The 16562-nt window shown below is 54.6% G+C and carries 19 protein-coding genes; 8 read left to right on the top strand and 11 right to left on the bottom strand.

All coding sequences use genetic code 11. The annotated features are described in order from the left end of the window. Positions 1-40: 40 nt before the first annotated feature. The 5 genes from artP (at position 41) to artJ (H7K52_RS14025) (ending at position 3754) form a co-directional block, all read left to right on the top strand. Entirely contained in the window at positions 41-769 is a 729-nt protein-coding gene (gene artP, locus H7K52_RS14045; RefSeq protein WP_008925830.1) for an arginine ABC transporter ATP-binding protein ArtP, read from the top strand. A 15-nt stretch (positions 770-784) separates the two neighbouring features. Beyond that, on the top strand, positions 785-1516 hold the full coding sequence (gene artJ, locus H7K52_RS14040; protein ID WP_003849295.1) for an arginine ABC transporter substrate-binding protein: 732 nt from the start codon (positions 785-787) through the stop codon (positions 1514-1516). A 6-nt stretch (positions 1517-1522) separates the two neighbouring features. Then, on the top strand, positions 1523-2239 hold the full coding sequence (gene artQ, locus H7K52_RS14035; protein WP_003849293.1) for an arginine ABC transporter permease ArtQ: 717 nt from the start codon (positions 1523-1525) through the stop codon (positions 2237-2239). Continuing rightward, positions 2239-2907, top strand: coding sequence for an arginine ABC transporter permease ArtM (gene artM / locus H7K52_RS14030; RefSeq protein WP_182630152.1), 669 nt, complete (start codon positions 2239-2241; stop codon positions 2905-2907). Before artQ ends, artM begins: the two co-directional genes overlap by 1 nt. A gap of 115 nt (positions 2908-3022) precedes the next feature. Continuing rightward, positions 3023-3754, top strand: a complete 732-nt coding sequence (artJ, locus tag H7K52_RS14025) for an arginine ABC transporter substrate-binding protein (RefSeq protein WP_105099355.1) — start codon at positions 3023-3025, stop codon at positions 3752-3754. Positions 3755-3774: 20 nt separating this feature from the next. On the opposite strand, the gene rlmC is transcribed toward artJ (H7K52_RS14025), so the two are convergent. From rlmC to H7K52_RS13975, 10 genes are all read right to left on the bottom strand, one after another. Next, a complete protein-coding gene (gene rlmC, locus H7K52_RS14020) occupies positions 3775-4905 on the bottom strand; it encodes a 23S rRNA (uracil(747)-C(5))-methyltransferase RlmC (RefSeq protein ID WP_182630151.1) in 1131 nt (376 codons plus the stop codon). Positions 4906-4946: 41 nt separating this feature from the next. Then, entirely contained in the window at positions 4947-5414 is a 468-nt protein-coding gene (locus H7K52_RS14015) for a YbjO family protein (protein WP_008925827.1), read from the bottom strand. A 75-nt stretch (positions 5415-5489) separates the two neighbouring features. Then, positions 5490-6335, bottom strand: coding sequence for a putrescine ABC transporter permease PotI (gene potI / locus H7K52_RS14010; RefSeq protein ID WP_182630150.1), 846 nt, complete (start codon positions 6333-6335; stop codon positions 5490-5492). Next, positions 6332-7294, bottom strand: coding sequence for a putrescine ABC transporter permease PotH (potH, locus tag H7K52_RS14005; RefSeq protein ID WP_003849283.1), 963 nt, complete (start codon positions 7292-7294; stop codon positions 6332-6334). Before potH ends, potI begins: the two co-directional genes overlap by 4 nt. Before the next feature lie 9 nt (positions 7295-7303). Further along, the gene (gene potG, locus H7K52_RS14000; RefSeq protein WP_003849280.1) at positions 7304-8437 is read right to left on the bottom strand and encodes a putrescine ABC transporter ATP-binding subunit PotG; all 1134 of its coding nucleotides are present in this window, start codon (positions 8435-8437) and stop codon (positions 7304-7306) included. 123 nt (positions 8438-8560) lie between these two features. After that, positions 8561-9670: a spermidine/putrescine ABC transporter substrate-binding protein PotF gene (gene potF / locus H7K52_RS13995; protein ID WP_003849278.1), complete on the bottom strand. Its 1110-nt coding sequence runs from the start codon at positions 9668-9670 to the stop codon at positions 8561-8563. 384 nt (positions 9671-10054) lie between these two features. Next, entirely contained in the window at positions 10055-10534 is a 480-nt protein-coding gene (locus H7K52_RS13990) for a YbjN domain-containing protein (protein ID WP_003849273.1), read from the bottom strand. Positions 10535-10621: 87 nt separating this feature from the next. Further along, on the bottom strand, positions 10622-11524 hold the full coding sequence (gene rimK, locus H7K52_RS13985) for a 30S ribosomal protein S6--L-glutamate ligase (RefSeq protein WP_003849271.1): 903 nt from the start codon (positions 11522-11524) through the stop codon (positions 10622-10624). A gap of 20 nt (positions 11525-11544) precedes the next feature. Next, on the bottom strand, positions 11545-12267 hold the full coding sequence (gene nfsA / locus H7K52_RS13980; protein WP_003849269.1) for an oxygen-insensitive NADPH nitroreductase: 723 nt from the start codon (positions 12265-12267) through the stop codon (positions 11545-11547). A gap of 16 nt (positions 12268-12283) precedes the next feature. Next, a complete protein-coding gene (locus H7K52_RS13975) occupies positions 12284-12535 on the bottom strand; it encodes a DUF1418 family protein (protein ID WP_003849267.1) in 252 nt (83 codons plus the stop codon). Positions 12536-12790: 255 nt separating this feature from the next. On the opposite strand from H7K52_RS13975, the gene H7K52_RS13970 reads away from it, so the two are divergent. Beyond that, the gene (locus H7K52_RS13970) at positions 12791-13054 is read left to right on the top strand and encodes a GrxA family glutaredoxin (RefSeq protein ID WP_003849263.1); all 264 of its coding nucleotides are present in this window, start codon (positions 12791-12793) and stop codon (positions 13052-13054) included. 88 nt (positions 13055-13142) lie between these two features. Here the strand turns inward: H7K52_RS13970 and ybjM are convergent, their stop codons facing one another. Beyond that, positions 13143-13508 (bottom strand): inner membrane protein YbjM, encoded by a 366-nt coding sequence (gene ybjM, locus H7K52_RS13965; protein ID WP_003849260.1) that lies wholly within the window; start codon positions 13506-13508, stop codon positions 13143-13145. 258 nt (positions 13509-13766) lie between these two features. Here ybjM and H7K52_RS13960 point away from each other — a divergent pair, with 258 nt between their 5' ends. Then, a complete protein-coding gene (locus H7K52_RS13960) occupies positions 13767-15455 on the top strand; it encodes an aspartate:alanine antiporter (RefSeq protein WP_003849258.1) in 1689 nt (562 codons plus the stop codon). 303 nt (positions 15456-15758) lie between these two features. Continuing rightward, entirely contained in the window at positions 15759-16364 is a 606-nt protein-coding gene (gene ybjG, locus H7K52_RS13955) for an undecaprenyl-diphosphate phosphatase (RefSeq protein ID WP_039661079.1), read from the top strand. Positions 16365-16562: the final 198 nt, after the last annotated feature.

Genomic DNA, 16562 nt, shown 5'->3' with positions numbered 1-16562 from the left:
GTTAAAATCCGCGACACTAATAGCTATTCAAATCTGGCGCATGAGTATTCAACTAAACGCAATAAACTGCTTCTACGGTGCTCATCAGGCGCTGTTCGACATCAACCTTGAGTGTCCGCAAGGCGAAACCCTGGTACTGCTTGGCCCAAGCGGTGCGGGCAAGAGTTCGCTGCTGCGGGTTCTTAACCTGCTGGAGCAGCCTCGTTCAGGTCAGTTGCAGATTGCCGGCAATCAGTTCGACTTCACTCAGAAACCCTCTGACGCCGCGATTCGCGAACTGCGCCAGAACGTCGGTATGGTGTTCCAGCAATATAATCTCTGGCCGCATCTCACCGTGCTGCAGAATCTGATTGAAGCGCCCTGCCGGGTGCTGGGCCTCAGCAAAAGTGAAGCGCGTGCCCGCGCCGACAAGCTGCTTGATCGTCTGCGCCTCACGCCTTACAGCGATCGCTTCCCGCTGCACCTCTCTGGTGGTCAGCAGCAGCGTGTGGCGATTGCCCGCGCCCTGATGATGGAACCGCAGGTGCTCCTGTTCGATGAGCCAACGGCCGCGCTGGACCCTGAAATTACCGCACAGATTGTCAGTATCATTCGCGAACTGGCGCAGACCCGCATTACCCAGGTGATTGTGACCCATGAAGTGGAAGTGGCACGTAAAACGGCCAGCCGCGTTGTTTACATGGAGAACGGTCGCATTGTGGAACAGGGCGACGCCAGCCGCTTTACACAGCCGCAAACCGACGCGTTTGCTCACTATCTTTCGCACTAAGTCAGGATGCTAAAAATGAAAAAAATGGTACTTGCTGCACTGCTTGCCGGTTTTAGCCTGAGCGCTACCGCGGCACAGACAATTCGTTTTGCGACCGAAGCCTCTTATCCTCCTTTTGAGTATGTGGATGCAGATAACAAGATTCAGGGCTTTGATGTTGATCTGGCTAACGCACTGTGTAAAGAGATCGACGCGACCTGCACCTTCACTAACCAGGCGTTCGACAGCCTGATCCCAAGCCTGAAATTCCGTCGCTTTGATGCGGTGATGGCGGGCATGGATATCACGCCGGATCGTGAAAAGCAGGTCCTGTTCACCAAGCCTTACTACGACAACTCGGCGCTGTTTGTGGCCCAGAAAGGTAAAGTCGCCAGTGTTGAAGCGTTGAAAGGCAAGCGCGTTGGCGTCCAGAATGGCACCACACATCAGAAATACCTGACGGATAAACACAGCGACATCACCATCGTTCCTTACGACAGCTATCAGAACGCGGTGCTGGATCTGAAAAATGGCCGCATTGATGCCGTATTTGGTGACACCGCCGTGGTTAACGAGTGGCTGAAGCAGAATGCTGCGCTGGCTGCCGTCGGCGATAAAGTTACAGATAAAGCCTACTTTGGTACTGGCCTGGGTATTGCGGTTCGCACCGGTAACACCGAGCTGCAGACCAAATTCAATGGCGCGCTGGATAAAATCAAAGCGGATGGTACCTACAAGACCATCTACAGCAAATGGTTCCAGCAGTAATCTCCGATGAATGAAATGATGACCCTCGCAAGCGCCGCCGGGATGACCGTCGGCCTTGCTGTTTGTGCTCTCATCGCTGGCCTGGTGCTGGCGATGATTTTCGCTGGCTGGGAGTCACTGCGCCTGAGACCACTGGCGTGGATTGGCACCGGCCTGGTGACGCTGATCCGTGGCCTGCCGGAAATTCTGGTGGTGCTGTTTATCTATTTTGGCGCATCACAGCTGCTGCTCACTCTCTCTGATGGTTTCACGCTGAACTTCGGACTGTTTACGCTGCCGGTTCAGATGCAGATTGAGAACTTTGATGTCAGTCCTTTCCTGTGTGGTGTGATTGCGCTGGCGATGCTCTATGCCGCCTACGCCTCACAGACGCTGCGTGGCGCACTTAAAGCGGTGCCTGTTGGTCAGTGGGAATCGGGACAGGCGCTGGGCATGAAAAAATCGGCCATATTTCTGCGGCTGATTATGCCCCAGATGTGGCGTCACGCCCTGCCCGGTCTGGGCAATCAGTGGCTGGTGCTGCTAAAAGATACCGCACTGGTCTCGCTGATCAGCGTCAACGATCTGATGCTGCAAACCAAAAGTATTGCCACCCGAACGCAGGAGCCCTTTACCTGGTTCCTGGTGGCGGCCGCGATCTACCTGGTGATTACGCTGTTCAGCCAGGCGGTGTTACGCCGCATTGAACTGCGCACGACCCGCTTTGAACGGGGGAACAGCTGATGCTGGCCTATCTGCCTGAACTTCTGAAAGGGCTGCATACCAGCCTGACGCTGACGGCGGCCTCGCTGGTGGTGGCGCTGCTGCTTGCACTGATCTTCACCGTGGTGCTGTCGCTGAAAACGCCGGTGTTTAATCCGCTGGTGAAGGGCTTTATCACACTGTTTACCGGCACGCCGCTGCTGGTACAGATCTTCCTGATCTACTACGGTCCGGGACAGTTTCCGTCGATCCAGCAGATCCCCTGGCTGTGGCATATCCTGTCGCAGCCGTGGCTGTGCGCGATGCTGGCGCTGTCGCTGAACAGCGCGGCTTACACCACGCAACTGTTTTACGGTGCGGTCCGGGCGATTCCTTCCGGACAGTGGCAATCGTGCGCGGCACTTGGCATGGGTCGCAAAGACACCCTGCGCATCCTGCTGCCCTATGCATTTAAACGCGCCCTCTCCTCTTACTCCAATGAAGTGGTGCTGGTGTTTAAAGGCACCTCGCTGGCCTACACCATCACTCTGATGGAAGTCATGGGCCACGGCCAGTTGCTCTATGGCCGCACCTACGACATCACGGTCTATGCCGCGGCAGGTCTGATTTATCTCTGCGTTAACGGTTTACTGACGCTGATGATGCGACTGATCGAAAGACGCGCGCTGGCATTTGAGCGGCGTAACTGAATTCCGGGCGAGGCCTCTCGCCCTTTCCGCCTGAAAAATCACCCTAATTGCATAAAAATTCATTTTATGGCAGGGTATTGCCCTCTCTGGCTGACCACATCACAGGAATCATAAAATGAAAAAATGGATTATTGCCGCTGCGCTGGCAACGCTTACGATCAACGCGCAGGCCGCGGAAAAGATCCGCTTCGCCGCCTCAGCAACCTATCCACCGTTTGAAACGCTGGATCGGGAAAATAATCTGGTGGGGTTTGATATCGATCTGGCCAAAGCGCTGTGTCAGCAGATGAAAGCAGAGTGCACTTTTACCAACAACGCCTTCGACAGCCTGATTCCGTCACTGAAGTTCCGCCGCTATGACGCGGTCATTTCCGGCATGGATATCACCGCTGAACGTAGCAAGCAGGTCGATTTTACCCAGCCTTATTACGCTAACTCCGCCATTGTGATCGCGCAGAAGGGCAAGTTCAGTAGCTTCAGCGATCTGAAAGACAAACGCATCGGCGTTGAAAACGGCACCACTCACCAGAAGTTCCTGCAGGATAAGCATCCGGAAGTGAAAGTAGTGGCGTATGACAGCTATCAGAATGCGATTCTGGATATGAAGAATGGCCGACTGGATGGCGTGTTTGGCGACAGCGCGGTGGTGAATCAGTGGCTGAAAACCAATCCCGATCTCGCTACGGTCGGTGAACATGTGACGGATGCAGACTACTTTGGCACCGGCCTCGGCATTGCGGTGCGGAAAGGCAATACCGCGCTGCGCGATCAGTTCAATCAGGCGCTGACCGAACTGAAAGCCAACGGCAGCTGGCAGCAGCTTAATCAGAAGTGGTTCCCGGAGTAACTCCGGGAATTTCACCGGACTCAGTGGTGACGGCGGGTTAACAGCGTCAGCACTTCAAAATGGGCGGTGTGAGGGAACATATCGAACAGCTGAACCTTCGTGACCTCATACGCGCTCAGCCGGGCAATGTCCTGCGCCATGGTCTGCGGATTACAGCTTGAATAGAGCAGATAATCCGGGGCCATCTGGCTGAGATAATCACACAACGCCTCTCCAATCCCACGACGCGGCGGATTCACCAGCACCAGCTGCGGTACGGCATCGCGTCCGGTCGCAAACGACGTAGAGTCCAGCGCCGCAAACTGCACTTTCTCCAGCCCCAGCATCTCAGCGGAACGTTGGGCGCATTTAATCGCCTCAGCGCTAATCTCAATGCCGGTCAGTTCCATCTCTGGTGTCGCGCAATGCAGGCCAAAACCGCCTACGCCACAGAAGAGATCCCACATACTGTTAACCGGCAGCGCACGCACCCAGTCGCGTGCGGTGGCATAGAGTGCACTGGCAACCTGCGGATTGGTCTGGAAGAAGCTCTGCGGGCGGATCCACAGCGGCACGCCGTTGAAGTTCTCTGCCAGCGACTGCGCGGGCGTCAGCGCAATCTCCTCATCCCCTTCCAGAATCGCCATATGCACCGGCTGAATATTGGCAGAGATCACCGCCAGCTGCGGCAACTGCTGTTGCAGCCAGGGCAATGCCACACGCAGCTGTTCCAGTTTAGCGGTTGAGCGCAGGACAAAACGGAGCATGATGCCGCCCTGCTGACTCTCAGTGATCAGCAGGAATTTCAGTTCGCCGCGTTTACGTGCCACGTTATAAGGCGTCAGGCCGGCACGGGCAATAAAGGGTTTTAGCGCCGTAAACACCGGCTGGAAGCTGGCGGGATAGAGCGGACAGTCGCACAGATCGACAGCCTCGCCATCACGATGGATAAGACCCAGCACCGGACGCTCAACACTGCCGCTGACCACCATTTTGGCTTTGTTACGGAATGCCTGTTGTGGTGAGGTTACCGGCGGCAGCCAGGCTGTAACCGGCTGCTCAGCCAGTAACTGCTCAAGCATCGACTGCTTGTCGCTCAGCTGAATGGGATAGGGTTTTTCCAGCCACTGACAGGAGCGGCAACGATTAGCGTCATAAAGCGCGCAGTGCATGATAAAGCCTTAACGATGGGGTCGGGCGGAGCGCGATTGTATCATCGCTTCCTGAAAAAAGCGCGGCTGCTGGCAGGCAGAAACAGCAGCATCAACACCAGCAGGTCGGGAATTTTCTGCGACAGCGTATGGTGGATTATCTGGACATTATTGTCGCCATCAATGCTGAAAATTTCCGGGTAGATTCCCCCCAGCGAAGCGAACAGCATATAGATCAGCACAATCACCTGTGTCGCCACATAGCCCCAGCGTCCACGGTTACTGCCGCGCATCAGAATAAAGGCGCAGCGCAGTTCGAACAGGAAGATCAGCTGGCTGGCGATAAAGATGAGTGTAGAGTCCCAGGACTGGGCGCTGCGGTGCACAAAGTTGGCGAGTTCGCTGTAACCCAGCTCGTTTGCCAGCATCAGAACGCTCAGGCAGCGGGTCGCGATAATAGCAATGCCCGCAACCGTCACCGGAACCGGTGCGCCTGAGAGCGTAGCGCTGCTTTTGAAGATGTCTGACATAGTCCGTGACTCCACCTGATCGAAAAACGGGCCGGTTAAACCGGCCCGTTTATATAGTGGCAAAACTCAGGGATTTCAGCCACGTTTAGCTTTCTGAATATCGCTTAAACGCTGTTTTTCTTCGTGCGCCATAAATCGCCAGGCGATAAAACCGACTAAACCGACCACAAACAGGATCAATGAAGCCAGCGCATTGATCTCCGGGTTAACGCCGCGTCGTACGGTGGCGAAAATCGCCATCGGCAATGTTGTCGCGCCCGGTCCGGTCACGAAGCTGGCAATCACCAGATCGTCGAGCGACAGGGTAAACGCCAGCAGCCAGCCGGTGACAATCGCTGGCGCAATCATTGGCAAGGTAATCACGAAAAAGACCTTCAGTGGCGTGGCACCTAAATCCATCGCAGCCTCTTCAATTGAGCGGTCCAGCTCACGCAGACGCGAGTTAATCACCACCGCCACATAGGCGGTACAGAAGGTGACGTGTGCCAGCCAGATGGTCAGCATGCCGCGTTCGCTCGGCCAGCCAAACGCGTTACCCATTGCGACGAACAGCAGCAGCAGCGACAGCCCGGTGATCACATCGGGCATCACCAGCGGCGCGGTCAGCATAAACGCAAAACCGTTGTGTCCCCGGAAGCGACCAAAGCGAACGATAATCACTGCTGCCAGCGTGCCCAACACTACCGCCATCGTGGCAGAAAGTCCGGCGATGCTCAGACTCAGCACCACCGCGTCGATCATCGCGCTGTCCTGGAACAGTACCCTGTACCAGTGGAACGAAAAGCTCTCCCACACCGTCACGAGCGGGGAGCGGTTGAAGGAGTAAACCACCAGCAGCAGCATCGGCGCATAAAGGAACAGGAAGCAGCAGGCCAGAATAGCGGTACGCCATGGCGAGCGAATAGTTGGCAAATTATTCATGCCTTCTCTCCCATTTCACGGTTTTGATGCTTATGGAACCAGATGATCGGCAGAATCAGGATCAGCAGAATGATCACCGCCAGCGCGGAAGCCACCGGCCAGTCGCGGTTGTTAAAGAATTCCTGCCACAGGATACGGCCGATCATGATGCTGTCCGGGCCACCCAGCAGTTCAGGAATCACGTACTCCCCTACCGCCGGGATAAAGACCAGCATCGATCCGGCGATGATGCCGCCTTTGGTCAGCGGCACAATCACGCTGAAAAAGGTCTTCAGCGGCCGCGCGCCCAGGTCCAGTGAGGCTTCCACCAGCGAGTAGTCGATACGGGTCAGCGCGGTGTAGATCGGCAGCACCATAAACGGCAGATAGCAGTAAACGATACCGATATAGACCGCGGTATTGGTGTAGAGGATCACCAGCGGATGATCGATTACGCCCAGCCACAGCAGGAAGCGGTTCAGAATGCCGTTGTTGTTCAGCAAGCCCATCCAGGCGTAAACGCGAACCAGAAACGAGGTCCACGACGGCAGAATGACCAGCAGCAACAGAATGGTGCGCATCGATGGCTTGCTATGCGCCACGGCCCAGGCGAGTGGATAGCCAATCAGCAGACAGATGACCGTGGAGATCGCCGCTACTTTCAATGACTGCAGATAGGCGTCGATGTAGAGCGGATCGTCAGTCAGCGTCAGATAGTTGCCGAAATTGAGCACAATGCTGAACTGGTCATCTGCCCAGCTCACCAGCTCGGTGTAAGGGGGAATCGCTCGCGCTATGTCTGCGAAGCTGATCTTCAGCACCGTCAGAAACGGCAGCAGGAATAACAGCACCAGCCAGACATAAGGCAGTGCGATCACCAGCTTGCGGCCATGCTGCATTTTTACCCGCGTGGCCCAGCGTTGCAGCGGCGTGCCGACCAGTCGGGCAGGCGCTTTAGCGCGTTGGAAAATCTGGCTCATAGCCGCTCCTTAAACCGTCAACACCACGCAACTGTCGCTTTCCCAGCAGAGGCGGACTTCATCGCCCCAGGTTGGCAACCCTTTGCGGTAGCGATGCGCGTTTTGCAACTGTGCGCTAATCATCTGTCCACTGTGCAGACGGACATGGAAAATAGAGAGGTCGCCGAGATAAGCGATGTGAACCACTTCTCCCACCGCAAAGTTATAGCCATCGGCGGGTACTTCATCGCACAGCATGACTTTTTCAGGACGCAGCGCCACATGCACCGGCACGTTATCGACCACCGAGACATCGGAATCGACTTTCAGCGGATGCATCAGGCCGGGACTGTCGATCACCAGGCCATCCGCCTGACGTTCACGCAGTAACCCTTCGAAGACGTTAACCGAACCGATAAACTCCGCGCTGTAACGGCTGGTCGGATGCTCATAGATCTCTTCCGGCTCGCCAATCTGCACGAATTTACCGCGATTCATAATCGCAATGCGCCCCGCCATGGTCATCGCCTCTTCCTGGTCGTGCGTCACCATCACGCAGGTCGCGCCAACGCGCTCCAGAATATCAACCACTTCCAGCTGCATTCTGTCGCGCAGTTTCTTGTCCAGAGCGCCCATTGGCTCATCCAGCAGCAGCAGTTTTGGGCGTTTCGCCAGGCTGCGGGCCAGTGCCACGCGCTGACGCTGACCACCGGAGAGCTGATGCGGTTTGCGTTTCGCAAACTCCTGCATGTGCACCAGCGCCAGCATTTCGGCGACCCGACTGTTTATCTCCCCTTTCGGCAGCCGGTCCTGCTTCAGACCAAAGGCGATATTCTGCTCCACCGTCATGTGCGGAAATAGCGCGTAGGACTGGAACATCATGTTAATCGGGCGCTGATAGGGAGCAACGTGCGACAGATCCTGTCCATCCAGCACAATCTGGCCGCTGGTGGGCGGCTCGAAACCGGCCAGCATGCGCAGCAGCGTGGATTTGCCACAGCCCGATGCACCCAGCAGGGCAAAGATCTCACCTTTATAGATAGTCAGGCTGACATCATCCACGGCGTGCTGGCCGTCAAAGGATTTGGTCAGATTGCGAATTTCCAGCAGCGGCGTTAACGCTTTTGCGGTTTTATTTTGAGGACGGGGAATGGCATCGTTCACAAAGGGTTCTCTCCGGAGCCAGGCGGAACATTGCGGCAAAATTTGCCGCTAAAAATGGCACAACAGAGGCCGGTATTGCGCCTCTGTTGCTGATGCGTGACAGGTCAATCCGTTAAGGACGAACTACTTACCACTTTTTACTTTAGTCCATGCACGCGTACGCACACGATCCAGTTTCGGATCCTGGACTTTCAGCACGAACAATTTCGACATCGCTTCAGGTGTCGGGAAGATACCTGGATTGTTACGGACATCAGCATTGATCAGCGGCAGCGACGCTTTGTTGCCGTTGGCGTAGTTCATTTTGTTAGAGACATCGGCGATCACTTTCGGATCCATGATGTAGTTCAGCCAGGCGTAAGCACCGTCGAGGTTTTTCGCATCTTTCGGGATCGCCATCATATCGAAGAAGGCCAGTGCGCCCTCTTTCGGTACGCTGTAGCCCAGGTGCACCCCGTTTTTCGCGGCATCAGCACGGTTTTTCGCCTGCAGAATATCGCCCGACCAGCCGATGGCGACACAGATGTTACCGTTAGCCAGATCGTTGATGTACTGCGACGAGTGGAAGTAGCGGATATTCGGACGCAGTTTCAGCAGCAGGTCAGTGGCCGCGCCGGAATACTCTTTAGCATCAGAGGAGTTCGGATCTTTGCCCAGATAGTTCAGTACCGTGGCGAAAATCTCTTCCGGTGCATCCAGGAAGGAAACGCCACAGCTTTTCAGTTTCTCCAGGTTTTCTGGCTTCAGCACCAGATCCCAGCTGTTGACTGGCGCATCGGCGCCCAGTGCGGCTTTAACTTTATCGATGTTATAGCCAATACCCGTGGTGCCCCACAGATATGGAATGGCATATTTGTTACCGGGATCGTGTTGCGCCACTTTTTCCATCAGTGCCGGATCGAGGTTTTTATAGTTAGGCAGTTTGCTCTTATCCAGCGGCTGGAATACCCCGGACTGCAGCTGACGCGCCAGGAAACTGGAAGATGGCACCACAACATCGTAGCCGGTACTGCCCGCCATCAGTTTGCCTTCCAGCACTTCGTTGGAGTCAAACACATCGTAGACCACTTTGATGCCGGACTGCTTTTCAAAGTTCGGCACGGTATCTGGCGAAATATAATCGGACCAGTTGTAGACGTGCAGCGTTTTATCTTCCGCCATGCTGCTGGCCGACGCGGCCATCAGCGCAGCAGCTACCACAGCTGACAGCCATTTCTGACGTGAGTTGAACATATTTTTCCATCCTCCTGAGCGGGTCATTACAACGCTGCAAATCAGAGATCCCTGCATTGCGTTCCGGACAAAACGTCAGTGACACAATGAATCATTATTCAGCGGGAGTTTAATAGCAAAAACCTATAGCTGAGACGCAGTTACGCGCCTGTTACAGCCCCGCAAGCATAGCCCCACCCGTCATGCTGTACCAGACCTCAGCGTAAAAAACGCCTGAAACCGATATTTTATGCATGTTTAAGCTATGAGGTTCGGCTTTGATGGCATAAACCACGACAAATATCTGGCGTTAAAGGGCAAAGTGCAGAATAAAAAAAGGCGGCGGCGGATAGCGGGCATAAAAAAGCCGTCTCAGGGACGGCTTAGTGGGCGACCCTGTCGGGCTTAGTGCAGCACAGAATGGACGCTGGTCACCGGAACGTGCTCTTCTTCTTCGCCCACAATCAGCAAATTGTTGGCAAAGGCTTCCAGAATGACCATGGAGATCTGCTCTTCACTCTGCTTCATAAAGTGTGAGAACTGACCAAACGTTAATCCTGCCGTGGTGGTCATTGACTGACAGACAATGAGCTTCGGCAGATTATCATCCTGAATGTCGATAAATGCTTTCACCGTCAGTGAACTGGCATTGATTTGCGACAAATCGCCGACCAGCGGAATCAGCGCCGTTGGCTTCACTTCAGCCAGCGCCGAAAACAGAATGACGTTGTCGACCAGATCGATTTTGGCGTCAAACACCCCATCAAAGTTTTGCATGTGAGGCAGATGAAGTGCCTGACAGGCATCGCATTCGAACCAGGTGATATTTTGCTGATCCAGCCAGCGACGCAGCAGGTCGATATCCGGAACGACAAGAGAATCCATCGTAAAATCCCAGTGGGGTGATAAACAGGCGACTTAGCTTACGGAAAAATGCGCGGCGATGCCACGAAAACTGCTGAAAAGCGCGCGTCAGCCAGCGGTTTTAGGACGGAGCCCGGGGATAGCCTGCTGCTCGATCCGCTGGATCATTAACGCGGCGATGTTAAGGTCGCTGCTGGTTTCGATGCCCTCCAGACCTGGCGAGGCGTTAACTTCCATCACCAGTGGGCCACGATGAGCGCGCAGAATATCGACGCCCGCCACTTCCAGTCCCAGTGTGGCTGCCGCTTTCACGGCCATCTGCCGCTCCTGTGACGTGATCTCGACGGGATACGCTTTGCCACCACGATGCAGGTTGGAACGGAAATCGCCCTCTTTCGCGACACGCTCAATCGCGGCCACGACCTGATTGCCGATCACCAGACAGCGAATGTCACGTCCCTGCGCTTCTTTAATAAACTCCTGCACCAGAATATGGGCATTCAGGCCGCGAAAGGCATCAATAACACTCTCTGCCGCCTGACGTGTTTCGGCCAGTACGACACCAATGCCCTGGGTTCCTTCTACCAGCTTGACCACCAGCGGTGCGCCACCCACCATGGCAATCAAATCATCGGTATCATCGGGCGAAGAGGCAAAGCCCGTCACCGGCATATCGATGCCTTCTCGTGCCAGCAGCTGCAGCGAGCGCAATTTGTCACGGGTGCGGGTAATGGCGGCGGACTCATTCAGCGGATAGCTGCCACACATTTCAAACTGCCGCAGTACCGCCGCGCCATAAAAAGTGATGGCGTTACCAATGCGCGGGATAACGGCATCGAAATGACCCAGCGGTTCACCACAATAGTGAACCGCTGGCGAGGCAGGATTGATATTCATATAGCAGGAGAGCGGATCGATGACCTGTACTTCGTGGTCGCGCGCAGCGGCCTCATCACGCAATCGTCGGCTGGAATAGAGCGTTTCGTCACGTGACAGGATGGCTATCTTCATCGCTGCTCTCCCTTTCTGAATTAACGCGTGGCCCAGCCCTGTTGATGCAGATAATCGAGCATAAACGGACGCGTCTCTTTAATGATCAGCCGCTGGATTAGCTCGCTCCAGGTTTCACTACGCTGGTTACTGTCGCGCTGCTGATAATAGAGTTCTGTGCGGCTATCGTATTCTGCCAGCACCGCCGGATCCAGTGGCTGATAGCGATTCTCATGTACCAGCATCGCATGTGGCATACGCGGTTTGACGTCCGGCTTCGATTCCGGATGACCCAGGCAGAAACCAAACAGCGGCAGCACAAACTTCGGCAGGCCCAGCAGTTCTGTCACTTCCGCAATGCTGTTACGAATCCCGCCGATAAAGACGCCGCCCAGATCCAGTGATTCCGCTGCGACCATGGCATTCTGCCCCATCAGCGCGGTGTCGACACAGCCCAGCAGCAATTGCTCGGCACGGCCCAGTTGTGCATCCGGGCAAATCTGCAGGTGGCGATTAAAGTCCGCGCAGAAAATCCAGAACTCAGGCGCATCTGCGACCCACGTCTGCCCGCCGGTCAGCGTTACCAGCTTGTCACGCAGCGCTTTGTCGGTGATACGGATAATAGAAGAGCACTGTAAAAAGCTGGATGTGGACGCCGATTGCGCCGAATTAATAATCGCTTCACGCTGCTCTTCGCTGACCGGCTGGTCAGTAAAGGCGCGGATCGAACGGTGGCTGCACAGTAAATCAATGGTCGGTGTCATAAAGTCTCCAGCAAAATTATCTTTTTTTATCAATCTGATTGAACAGCTGTGGTGCTATCGCTTTCGCGGTGCGCCACATTAACAGCCAGGCAGCAGGCAGCATCAGAACCACGCCGGCGATGAACAGCACAGTGGCCAGCGTTTTCACGTCAGCCATGTCTGGCAGCGGAAGCCAGTGGTTGATCAGCAGCAGCGCGCCTAAAATCAACAGGCCACCTGCCGCCTCCATCACCACCACAAACCGGGGCAATCTGGCTACACTCTGCATCACATCCTCCTGCCTTAGCGGCTTACTGAGCGTCAATTATGGTCAACAACCCAAAAATTGCGCGGGATATAGAGGCCGCTGCTGCGAAAAAGCCCCTGTTTCAGATGCTTCCTGAACGCGCGGCAATAGCGTGCGGGCATCAGACTAACAGGCAAATCCTGCTTTCCTTAAGCGATACGAGCGGGCATGATGGTGCCCATTCTCTGTTTCGTTGTGTGACATACATCACATAATAGTCGCTGCAAGGAGTTCTTTATGATTGCTGTTATTTTTGGTCGTCCGGGCTGTCCTTACTGTGTGCGTGCCCACGAACTGGCCGATAAACTGACCGCTGAGCGCGATGATTTTAGCTACCAGTACGTTGATATTAACGCAGAAGGCATTACAAAAGCCGATCTGGAAGCCAGCGCCGGTAAACCGGTCAGCACCGTCCCACAGATTTTCGTGGACGAAAAACATATCGGTGGCTACACCGAGTTCGCTGCATGGACTAAAGAGAATCTGGGATTTGTCGCGTAAGCGCAAAGGGCCGGAATGAAAAAGGCGAGGCAGAAAATTCTGTCTCGCCTTTTTTGCTCTCTGGCTGTGGGAAATCAAACGGCACCCTTCAGTTGAGTGACGCCATGACAATCTGCATCAATCGCACCAGCAATGCCCCGCAACCTGCCCAGAACAGGGCGCTCAGGCTCCAGGCCACTAAAAAGAATCCGCTACTGTGAATAAACAGGCTGTTGTTTAACAGCAGTGCTGCCAGTAACGTTCCCCAGAGTCCCATCAGCAGCGTGCTTTTTAGCGGGCTTTCCACCTGCATCAACGCCATCACAATACCGGGCAACATAAAGAGCAGTAATTCGGGCTGACCACGAAGCGGGCCGGGACCGACTTGCCAGAAACGACAGGTAAAAACAAACACCAGACTATACAACACCACGCCGCACAGGCGGGTTGTCCAGAGATAAGAGCGCTGCGGCATACTACCCCACTGATTAAAAATAACCCCGACAATAACCTGCTGATATCCCTGATGCGTTCAGATGGAAATAAAAAGAAACAGTTCGTTGTGGCAACGAATGAAAACAGCCAATGGCTGAGAAAGATAATTGTGATTAGAATAGCGCCGCGGTAAAGGTTCCATTTACAGCATTGATACAACAGAACCTCAACGGCCTGCTCACGATAACGAAAAACAGGCTACTCTTCAATAGCTTACATGTAAACAAGAAGTTAAACAGTGAATATTAACGTCGCAGGATTGTTAAGCGGAAATGACATTTTGTTATTATTTGTCGTTTTAGCGCTTGGCCTTTGTCTGGGTAAGTTGCGTCTTGGCTCCGTTCAGCTGGGAAATTCGATTGGCGTATTAGTCGTTTCGCTCTTATTAGGCCAGCAACACTTCACGATCAATACCGATGCATTGAGCCTGGGCTTTATGCTGTTTATTTTTTGTGTCGGCGTTGAAGCCGGTCCCAACTTTTTTTCCATTTTCTTCCGCGACGGCAAAAATTATTTCATGCTCGCCATCGTCATGGTGGTCAGCGCACTGCTGCTGGCGCTGGGGCTGGGCAAACTCTTTGGCTGGGATATTGGCCTCACCGCTGGCATGCTGGCCGGTTCGATGACCTCAACGCCGGTACTGGTCGGCGCGGGTGATACCCTGCGGCAAAGCATCACCGATCCAAAGCAGCTCGCACTCATGCAGGATCAGCTGAGCCTCGGCTATGCCGTAACCTATCTGATTGGCCTGGTGAGTCTGATTTTTGGCGCACGCTACCTGCCCCGTCTGCAACATCAGGATCTGCCCACCTGCGCCCAGCAAATTGCCCGGGAACGCGGTCTGGATGCGGACAGCCAGCGCAAAGTCTTTCTTCCCGTCATTCGCGCCTATCGCGTGGGTGCGGAACTGGTGGCGTGGAGCGGGGGCAAAAACCTGCGTGAACTGGGCATCTATCGTCAGACCGGTTGCTACATTGAGCGCATTCGCCGCAACGGTATTCTCGCCAGTCCCGATGGTGATGCGGTGCTGCAGCTGGGTGATGATATCTCGCTGGTCGGCTATCCCGACGCACATGCCCGGCTCGACCCCAGCTTTCGTAATGGTAAAGAGGTGTTTGACCGCGATCTGCTGGATATGCGCATCGTTACCGAAGAGATCGTGGTGAAGAACCATAATGCGGTAAACAAGCGCCTGAGCAAGTTAAACCTCACCGATCACGGCTGCTTCCTGAACCGGGTGATACGCAGTCAGATTGAGATGCCGATCGATGACAGCATCATACTGAACAAAGGTGATGTGCTGCAGGTCAGCGGTGAGGCACGACGGGTCAAAAGTGTGGCCGATCGCATTGGTTTCATCGCGATTCACAGTCAGATGACCGATCTTTTAGCTTTCTGCGCCTTCTTTATCGTGGGTCTGATGATTGGCCTGATTACTTTCCAGTTCAGCAATTTCAGTTTTGGTATTGGTAACGCAGCGGGTCTGCTGTTCGCCGGTATCATGCTCGGCTTCCTCCGTGCCAACCATCCGACCTTTGGTTATATTCCGCAGGGCGCGCTGACGATGGTGAAAGAGTTCGGGCTGATGGTGTTTATGGCGGGAGTAGGATTAAGCGCTGGCAGCGGCATTAATCACGGCCTGAGCAGTGACGGTGCCCTGATGCTACTTTGCGGCCTGCTGGTGAGCCTGATTCCGGTGATCATCTGCTATCTGTTTGGTGCCTATGTGTTGCGGATGAACCGCGCCCTGCTGTTTGGTGCCATCATGGGTGCGCGAACCTGTGCACCGGCCATGGAGATTATCAGTGATACCGCACGCAGCAATATTCCGGCGCTGGGGTATGCCGGAACCTATGCCATTGCCAACGTATTGCTCACGCTGGCGGGGACACTGATTGTGATCATCTGGCCAATTTTGCCTTTATAAAATTTTTTTGCCTGCGTCCAGAACTTTATAGTTAAGCGATAGTCATAATAACTGCCACTGCTTTTCTTTGAAATCCCCAAATTGTGGAGCCCGCTGGTCTTTTTCCTGGCGGGTTTTTTTATGCCCTTTTTTCCTCCCTGCGCCACTCACCAGCACCACAAACTGACCCGAAACGGTCATAAAACTTAAACAGTTGTGCAACTCATTATCAGATTCGGAGCCTTTCCGTAGACGAATTGCGTCTTAAAAAGCAGGATGGTGCGCTGTTAAGTTAGCTATTTGTGCTGAGGAATGTATCCCGAAATGGAAGAGCTGAACCACTCACTGTTTACTGCCATCAATGCCACGCCGGCGTCACCCGCCTGGTTAATACACCTCGCGACCTTTATTGCCAAAGACCTGATTGCCATTGTGCCGCTGTTAATTGTGGCGATGTGGCTCTGGGGACCGCGCGATCAGGTTTCTTCACAACGGGCGCTGGTTCTGAAAACCGGTATGGCGCTGATTTATGCGCTGGCAATCTCGTGGTGTGTCGGCCATCTGCTGCCGCATCCCCGCCCTTTTGCCATTGGTTACGGCTATCAGTTCCTGCACCACGCCGCCGATGACTCCTATCCCAGCGATCACGGCACCACGATTTTCACCTTTGCGCTGGCCTTTATCTTCTGGCATCGCCTCTGGTCGGGCGTAGTGCTGATGATAGCGGGTTGCGCTATCGCCTGGTCGCGGGTCTACCTGGGCGTTCACTGGCCAATGGATATGCTGGGTGGGTTCCTGGTGGGTCTGCTGAGTTGTCTGGCGTCGCATCTGGCGTGGCAGTTCTATGGCGAGCGGATGCTGGCAGTGATCAACCCGCTCTACAGGGCGCTGTTTGCCGTACCGATTCGTAAAGGCTGGACGCAGGATTAAAAAGGGACTTGTTAGCGTTCCTGAGATTGCTGACAAAGTCTGGACTGGTTGCTGTAAGACTGAGCCTGCACAGGAAACACGGTCAGATCGGAAAGACGCAAAACTGCCATCCATGGCTCGCTCGGCCCGCGCGATTACGCCCCTCATCCCTGAGGGGCGCCCGTAAAGGGGCCAACGCGTTGCGTTGTTCAAAAACGC

This window comes from Pantoea hericii (genome assembly GCF_014155795.1).
GTDB lineage: Bacteria > Pseudomonadota > Gammaproteobacteria > Enterobacterales > Enterobacteriaceae > Pantoea > Pantoea eucalypti.
Note: the sequence above shows the minus strand (reverse complement) of the source record. Positions and strands in the feature narration are given on the sequence as shown.

Excerpts from the sequence above, each read along its gene's own strand:
- artP (WP_008925830.1), top strand. The coding sequence starts at position 41 with ATGAGTATTCAACTAAACGCAATAAACTGCTTCTACGGTGCTCATCAG.
- artJ (WP_003849295.1), top strand. The coding sequence starts at position 785 with ATGAAAAAAATGGTACTTGCTGCACTGCTTGCCGGTTTTAGCCTGAGC.
- artQ (WP_003849293.1), top strand. The coding sequence starts at position 1,523 with ATGAATGAAATGATGACCCTCGCAAGCGCCGCCGGGATGACCGTCGGC.
- artM (WP_182630152.1), top strand. The coding sequence starts at position 2,239 with ATGCTGGCCTATCTGCCTGAACTTCTGAAAGGGCTGCATACCAGCCTG.
- artJ (WP_105099355.1), top strand. The coding sequence starts at position 3,023 with ATGAAAAAATGGATTATTGCCGCTGCGCTGGCAACGCTTACGATCAAC.
- rlmC (WP_182630151.1), bottom strand. The coding sequence starts at position 4,905 with ATGCACTGCGCGCTTTATGACGCTAATCGTTGCCGCTCCTGTCAGTGG.
- H7K52_RS14015 (WP_008925827.1), bottom strand. The coding sequence starts at position 5,414 with ATGTCAGACATCTTCAAAAGCAGCGCTACGCTCTCAGGCGCACCGGTT.
- potI (WP_182630150.1), bottom strand. The coding sequence starts at position 6,335 with ATGAATAATTTGCCAACTATTCGCTCGCCATGGCGTACCGCTATTCTG.
- potH (WP_003849283.1), bottom strand. The coding sequence starts at position 7,294 with ATGAGCCAGATTTTCCAACGCGCTAAAGCGCCTGCCCGACTGGTCGGC.
- potF (WP_003849278.1), bottom strand. The coding sequence starts at position 9,670 with ATGTTCAACTCACGTCAGAAATGGCTGTCAGCTGTGGTAGCTGCTGCG.
- H7K52_RS13990 (WP_003849273.1), bottom strand. The coding sequence starts at position 10,534 with ATGGATTCTCTTGTCGTTCCGGATATCGACCTGCTGCGTCGCTGGCTG.
- rimK (WP_003849271.1), bottom strand. The coding sequence starts at position 11,524 with ATGAAGATAGCCATCCTGTCACGTGACGAAACGCTCTATTCCAGCCGA.
- nfsA (WP_003849269.1), bottom strand. The coding sequence starts at position 12,267 with ATGACACCGACCATTGATTTACTGTGCAGCCACCGTTCGATCCGCGCC.
- H7K52_RS13975 (WP_003849267.1), bottom strand. The coding sequence starts at position 12,535 with ATGCAGAGTGTAGCCAGATTGCCCCGGTTTGTGGTGGTGATGGAGGCG.
- H7K52_RS13970 (WP_003849263.1), top strand. The coding sequence starts at position 12,791 with ATGATTGCTGTTATTTTTGGTCGTCCGGGCTGTCCTTACTGTGTGCGT.
- ybjM (WP_003849260.1), bottom strand. The coding sequence starts at position 13,508 with ATGCCGCAGCGCTCTTATCTCTGGACAACCCGCCTGTGCGGCGTGGTG.
- ybjG (WP_039661079.1), top strand. The coding sequence starts at position 15,759 with ATGGAAGAGCTGAACCACTCACTGTTTACTGCCATCAATGCCACGCCG.